At 75.4% G+C, this 1,027-nt stretch carries 1 pseudogene; it reads right to left on the bottom strand.

The annotated features are described in order from the left end of the window. Window positions 1-271: 271 nt before the first annotated feature. Window positions 272-1,027: pseudogene (locus tag BG452_RS35235) on the bottom strand (hypothetical protein); the annotation flags it as partial.

The raw sequence follows: 1,027 nt of genomic DNA, 5'->3' as shown, positions 1-1,027 counted from the left end.
GACGACCGGGGCCGTCGGGCGCGCCCCCGCCCGAGGCGCCGTCCGACTCCGGGCCCTGGTCGGCGCCGAGGTCGCGAAAGACCGAGGCGAGGAAGCCCGGCCGGGGGAACTGGACGGTGGCGGTGCCGTCGGACTGGCCGTCTGCTGAGTACTGCATCGGTCGTCGTTCCCCCATGCTCGTCCGGCACCTGCCCGGGGCGGCAGACCGGACCGCGGCCCCGCCCCTGCCGGACATTGTCCACCGAACGGGCGCAGCGGTCAGCCAAGCCCGTCAGTTGGTCCGGGTGTTGGTGAGGTGCAGACCGATGTAGCCGACGTAGATCCGGCCACTGCCGGAGCAGTCGTCGAGGTAGTGCAGCCGGGGGGCGGTGCGGCCGCCGCCGATCCGCAGGTGCGCGCCCATGAACGCGCGCCGGGAGGCGTCGACGCATTCCGGCACCGGCAGCATCCGTTCACGCTTCCACTTGGTGTGGCTGAACACCGTCCGGGACTCCCCGCGCACCGCCTTGCGCGGCGGGAAGCGGTGACAGCCGTCCGGGGTGTGCTCGCACCACTGTTTGAAGTCCCCGCCGGCCGCGCCGCGCACGGCCGCCTCCGCGTACTCCTGCAGGGCCGTCAGGCCGTCCCAGGCGAGCCGGGCCCAGCCGGCGCCGGCGCACTGGAGTCCGTCCAGGGCGAGCGCGTTCTTCTGGTCGCCGGTGAAGGTGAGCAGGGGGAACTCGCCGAGCCTGGTGAGGAGTTCGGTGAAGGTCTCGGGTCTGCCGGGGCACCCGGAGGGCGCGGCGGCGGCGAGGCGGCCGGCAGCGGCCGGGGTGCCGCCCGGTCCGCTGCAGTGACGGCCGGTCAGGGCGCTACGGGTGCCGGTGCGGAGGCGGCCCTCGTGGCCGTCCCTGGGCTGGCCGCGGTCCCGGCGGTCGAGGCGGAGGGTGCGCCGGACCCGCTCCAGTTCGTCGGCCCTGGCCTGCTGCTCGGCGCGGTCCTGCTGCTCCTCGCGGGCGAGCGCGGCCAGTTCGGCGGCAGGGTCAGT

It is taken from the genome of Streptomyces sp. CBMA123, assembly GCF_014596465.1.
Lineage (GTDB): Bacteria > Actinomycetota > Actinomycetes > Streptomycetales > Streptomycetaceae > Kitasatospora.
The sequence above is the reverse complement of the archived record's forward strand: the minus strand, read 5'-3'. Positions and strand labels throughout refer to the sequence as shown.